Source organism: Alteromonas sp. a30 (genome assembly GCF_026788005.1).
GTDB lineage: Bacteria > Pseudomonadota > Gammaproteobacteria > Enterobacterales > Alteromonadaceae > Paraneptunicella.
The window spans coordinates 1-4,875 of the sequence record NZ_JABEPE010000045.1 but is presented as its reverse complement, the minus strand read 5'-3'; the positions used below and the strand labels follow the sequence as shown (position 1 = coordinate 4,875).

9 protein-coding genes are annotated in these 4,875 nt (G+C 39.0%); 6 read left to right on the top strand and 3 right to left on the bottom strand.

Annotated features, from left to right (window positions below; genetic code table 11):
• Positions 1 to 242: Txe/YoeB family addiction module toxin (locus tag HJG39_RS18810; RefSeq protein WP_268411901.1), on the top strand; the 242-nt coding region annotated here is incomplete at its 5' end.
• A gap of 315 nt (positions 243 to 557) precedes the next feature.
• Here the strand turns inward: HJG39_RS18810 and HJG39_RS18805 are convergent.
• Complete coding sequence (locus HJG39_RS18805; RefSeq protein WP_268411899.1) at positions 558 to 779, bottom strand: hypothetical protein; 222 nt, start codon at positions 777 to 779, stop codon at positions 558 to 560.
• A gap of 417 nt (positions 780 to 1,196) precedes the next feature.
• Between HJG39_RS18805 and HJG39_RS18800 the strand changes: the two genes are divergently transcribed.
• Both HJG39_RS18800 and HJG39_RS18795 read left to right on the top strand, forming a co-directional pair.
• Entirely contained in the window at positions 1,197 to 1,649 is a 453-nt protein-coding gene (locus HJG39_RS18800; RefSeq protein WP_268411897.1) for a helix-turn-helix domain-containing protein, read from the top strand.
• A 194-nt stretch (positions 1,650 to 1,843) separates the two neighbouring features.
• Positions 1,844 to 2,218 (top strand): hypothetical protein, encoded by a 375-nt coding sequence (locus HJG39_RS18795; protein WP_442781047.1) that lies wholly within the window; start codon positions 1,844 to 1,846, stop codon positions 2,216 to 2,218.
• Between the two features lie 241 nt (positions 2,219 to 2,459).
• Here the strand turns inward: HJG39_RS18795 and HJG39_RS18790 are convergent, their stop codons facing one another.
• Entirely contained in the window at positions 2,460 to 2,765 is a 306-nt protein-coding gene (locus tag HJG39_RS18790; protein ID WP_268411894.1) for a helix-turn-helix transcriptional regulator, read from the bottom strand.
• Between the two features lie 137 nt (positions 2,766 to 2,902).
• Here HJG39_RS18790 and HJG39_RS18785 point away from each other — a divergent pair, with 137 nt between their 5' ends.
• From HJG39_RS18785 to HJG39_RS18775, 3 genes are all read left to right on the top strand, one after another.
• Positions 2,903 to 3,145 (top strand): hypothetical protein, encoded by a 243-nt coding sequence (locus tag HJG39_RS18785; protein ID WP_268411892.1) that lies wholly within the window; start codon positions 2,903 to 2,905, stop codon positions 3,143 to 3,145.
• Between the two features lie 277 nt (positions 3,146 to 3,422).
• On the top strand, positions 3,423 to 3,614 hold the full coding sequence (locus tag HJG39_RS18780; RefSeq protein ID WP_268411890.1) for a hypothetical protein: 192 nt from the start codon (positions 3,423 to 3,425) through the stop codon (positions 3,612 to 3,614).
• Between the two features lie 155 nt (positions 3,615 to 3,769).
• Positions 3,770 to 4,576 (top strand): hypothetical protein, encoded by an 807-nt coding sequence (locus HJG39_RS18775; protein WP_268411888.1) that lies wholly within the window; start codon positions 3,770 to 3,772, stop codon positions 4,574 to 4,576.
• 62 nt (positions 4,577 to 4,638) lie between these two features.
• Here HJG39_RS18775 and HJG39_RS18770 read toward each other — a convergent pair.
• The coding region (locus tag HJG39_RS18770) for a hypothetical protein (protein WP_268411887.1) at positions 4,639 to 4,875 on the bottom strand (237 nt) is incomplete at its 5' end.

The following is a 4,875-nucleotide window of genomic DNA, read 5'->3' as shown; positions in this document are numbered from 1 at the left end:
GGACTGATGAAGCTTGGAGTAGTTACGTGTATTGGCAGACTCAAGACAAGAAAACCTTGAAACGTATAAATAAGCTAATTGCCGATGTTAAGCGCTCTCCATTTGCGGGGATTGGAAAACCGGAACCTCTTAAAGAAAATCTTTCAGGTTTTTGGTCTCGCAGAATAGATGATACCAATCGTTTGGTATATGCCGTGGATGATACAGCGGTTACTGTTATTTCGTGTCGTTATCATTACTAGTAGGTGGCAGCTAACAAACCAAGTCAGCGGGACAATTACACGTAGGCTCCCGTCACTTTGTTCCGTATTATAGCCTACGTGTATTTGTCCCTAAGTGAGGCGTTACCACAACAACACATGATGAAACGTTCAACCAGATTCAAGACGGCTTAAAGCCTTTTGTAAAGTGCTATATGAGCCGCTGCCGCGATATAGAATAGAATCTAGAAAAAGCACAAGGCTGCATTACTTGGCCCCAAATAGGCGGTCATAATCTAGATTTTATTGTGTTATTAGTCACCAAAGCTTGCTCACACGCACCATATTTGAGTGAAGCTAATTGACACCTAACTTAATTTCCAATTCTTCCACTCGTTCACTTTCGAACGATAAAGCATCTTTAATCCAATCGAGTATCAACACAGTTGCGATATTGCTATTGCATCTTTCAGTAAAGGTAGGTTCGCTGTGATAGTCACGTAAGAACTCTAGAACTGTTACGGCATTACTAATAGTTTCGTAGGGCTTGTTTTCAATGAGGGTATTTGTATTTGGCATAGTCTTCATTCTTGTAGTCTGAAATAACCGCCACTCTAGGTGTCAATCTAGTGGTGGCAGACCATACAGGGTTGACACTACCGCCTACAAGAAACGGCCACCCGAAGGTGCCCCATACGATCTGCCATAGTAGATCGTCCGCAATAAAACGAAGTCTATTGCGGCTCTTGTAAGTTTCAGGGTGTCAATCCTGATTCGCATTTAGCGAACCCGAGTATTGTGAGTTTAGCCTCTGGTGTTGTCAATAGACACAAATGGAGAGCATTAGCAAAGGGCTTTTAGAAATAGAGTTTAATACTTAACTTAAGTAAAAACAGTTTTTCGAATAATTCGAATATTGACAGGTTTTCGAATATTTCGGATAATTTGGGAGTAGTTAACTTTCAGCGATATACTTTTTAATAGAGAGAAAACAAAATGAGCATAGCGACAAAGTTACCAAGTGCTGAAGAAATTGCATTGGCTAAGCTTGGTAGTCAAGAACTGTCCGCCGTGATGGAAACAAACGGCGAAGCTCAAACAATTAACGTTATCGACAAGAATGGTAAAACGCACGAAGTCACTATTCCTGCAAGTGCGTTAAGTTTAATGGTTGATGTCTTAACTCATTTAGGGCAAGGCAATTCTGTTAGCATCACTCCTATTCATGCGGAGCTGACAACACAAGAAGGGGCTGACCTATTAAACGTATCTCGCCCAACGTTTATTAAGCTTCTTAATTCTGGTGTTATTCCTTATACCCGTTCTGGGAACCGCCGAAAAATTGCTTTTGCTGATGTAATGAAGCATAAAAAACAGCTTGAAGAAGAAAGTCTTGCAGCCCTTGCTGATTTGTCTGCGTTAGATCAGGAAATGGGTATGGGTTATTAATGTCAACATATACGGTAATCCTTGATGCATGTGTTATGTATCCAGCCCCGCTGCGCAGTTACTTGCTGTATTTAGCTTGCACCGGACTTTACAGAGCACGTTGGACGAATAAAATTCATGATGAATGGATTGGAAACTTAATTAAAAACAACCCCAATTTGGACCCTGTAAAGCTTAAGCGCACGAGGGAACTTATGGATAAAAGTGTTCCAGATTGTTTGATAGAAGGCTATGAGCCTTTAATTAATGGCCTTACTTTACCTGATAGCGATGATAGACATGTGGTTGCAGCAGCGATTAAAGGTCAAGCAGAATCCATTATTACTTTCAATTTAAAAGATTTCCCTAAAGATGAGCTAAGGCAATTAGAGTTGTCAACTATTCACCCAGATGAATTCCTATGTGATATGTTCGAATTAGATGCCAGTGCATGTATAGCCGCAGCTCAGAATCAAAGGCATAGTTTAAAGAATCCACAAATGAGCGCAGAAGAATTTTTGTCTTGTCTCCAAAAACAAAAGCTACCAAGTTTTGTTTCTAAGCTGAGGCAGTTTCAAACTATTCTCTAATCTTAATATCGTTAAAAGCAGTTTGGGTTTAACCTTTTCACAACAAAACGCCGCTAAAGCCCTAAATTGTTCAACCCAGATTTCAGGCACCCACAACAAAATATCTTTTTCGCCCTTGGCCCGTCTTCTTGCTTTGTAATTATCATGTTTTGAAGGGGATTGAGATAGGCTTTAATTCAGGCTGTTATAGCAGCTTTATCACCCTGAAACCTTCTATCACAAACCACGTACTTTTCATGATTTAGCTTTTTGCACTAACCTTCTTTCCATCCGGCCCCCGTAGTTGCTTTGCTGCTCGTTTTCTGTGTTCTTTCATCGTATGGAAGAAGTCAATGTTATCCGTATCAAAACCACACGCACGAAGCATAGAAAAGAACTGATTCACATTTGGTGTACTCATATCCTTTTCCCAATTTTCATAGGTCTTACGGGTTTTTACGCCTGCTGCCGCAGCCATTTGCATGGTCGTTAACCCGCCCATGTTGCGAAGGTGTCGTAAATCTGAACCTCTTATTGGAAAAATTTCTGAAAAGCTCAACATGTTCATAAATTCACTCTTGTCCGCTATTAAATAAATCTTTAAAGATTTATATTTAAATCATATGGAATTTATTGGCAAGAATTTTTTTGATCTCTTGGTTAGCATTGCATATAGTTTTGCCTTTCATTTTCGGAGCAGATTCATTGAGCGCTAATCACGATTTACCGCGTCTACACGTTAAACGACTCAAGGATATTCACGGAGGTTACAAAACCTTTTATGAAGTGCTGTATGAAAAACCACCGGAAACCCACAACGAACTACAAAGGTTCATCAATTACGTGAATCGTGGTAATTACAATTTAGATTTTCTCGTTCTGTTGGTTGCGAAAGCTGGTCTTAAAGGCATGACTTTAGAAGAGTTTTTGTTTGGTGCCACTGAATAAAAAATCATAAGAAATTTATTTTCTTGTGATTAAATATCATATCGGATACTATTCTTACCTGTTTTGCATGGTCGTTAAAAGGCTTTGTAAAAATCAATATGGCGCTTTTGTTATGCATCTAAATTATTTATGTAGATGTGAAGTGAATAAAAGTGACTCTTGGTAGTTATACGGGTTTATTTCATCCGCTTTTTTGCTTAAAAGGCAATATAGGTTACTATCTTTACCTGATTAGCTTGTGCCAATCCGGTGCAGGACGTCTTAAGAGGAAAAGTATATGAAATTAGCACGATTTCTATCGTATATGGCTCTCATGGTGGTTTCCTGTTTTGCTAATGCTGGCGAAACAAAAAATGAAACAACATTAGAGGCATCAAACGGTTTTTGTTTTTGGATATTTTGTGAGTCTCAAAATCCTGTTCCACTTGGTCCGGGTACTGGTGATCCTCCCGGTGTTGATCCAAATTAACGGTGTGGGGAAGCTGAATTAGTTATTATATTTGCTATTTCAGCTATTCATTTTCTACCAGCGTATTTTGTGACGAAGCTAACTAAAACAATATTTTTAATTAATGCTTTTTCGGTGATTGGAGTAGTAGCACCGACTTTACTAAGAGAAAAATAATGGTTGACTACGCTCTTGGCTTTTTAACAGATAATATTTGGATTGTATGTTTCCTATTAGCTAGTTTATACAATCTCTACCTAAGAAAAGAGTATAAGCCAATTATTCACCTATCGCTTGTGCTAGTAGTAACCTTTAGCGTATCAAAGATCATTTATTCTCAAGTAGTTGTACCACAAGAGAATATCGTCGAGGTTTACTATTTGTATTGGGCTGGTGCTAGTATTTTTATAGCTGCAACGATTGCACTCGACCATCAAATCAGAAAATATGCTTTTCACTGGCCCACTAAGCTAGCAATTGCCTTGCTTTTAGTTGAGGCTTTTCTTCATGTTGCCGTGCATATAGACAGAAATATTGTTTCTCTGAATTCTTCTGCACTACCGAATAATCATATTGATAATGCGTGGTGGCTTTGGACTATGAGAAATGTATTCTTAAATTTAGATAATTTGATAATACTCACCAGCATTGTATTCCCCTACAAAGCATTTAGGAACTTGGATGATATATACAAGTCTCGATTTGGTGATGCGCAGATGCAGCGCGCATTTAAGCGCGTAGACTTACTTGAAAAAATCATCTACATCATGCCAAACAGCCTTAAAAAAGCTCACGCTTACCAATGTGTTCAATCCGCAAGGTTCCTGCTAGAACAATGGGGAAGTAAAGGCGAGGATAGACAACATTTATACAGTGCAAACACCTTGTGCGACCGCGCTAGATACTTAGCTTTCACTTCGGATGAAATTCCAGTGGAAAAGCTAGAAGAACTAGACGGTGTTCCGAAGGTGGACTATCACTAAATCACTGTTAGCGCTTCGCCGTTTTTTATTGGGGCTAATTGATTTGAATAGTATGAATTCATTCAATAATCAGCCCCTTTTGCAAACTTCCCGCTTTTTACGCTTCTGCACATCATTGGATAATATTCAGGGTTTTCACAACAAAACGCCGCTAAAGCCCTAAATTGTTCAACCCAGATTTCAGGCACCCACAACAAAATATCTTTTTCACCTTTGGCCCGCCTTCTTGCTTTGTAATTGTGCTGTTTCGTATTGGTTGCTTTTTGTACGTTGGCTTGGTTGATACTTAGCATTTTTAA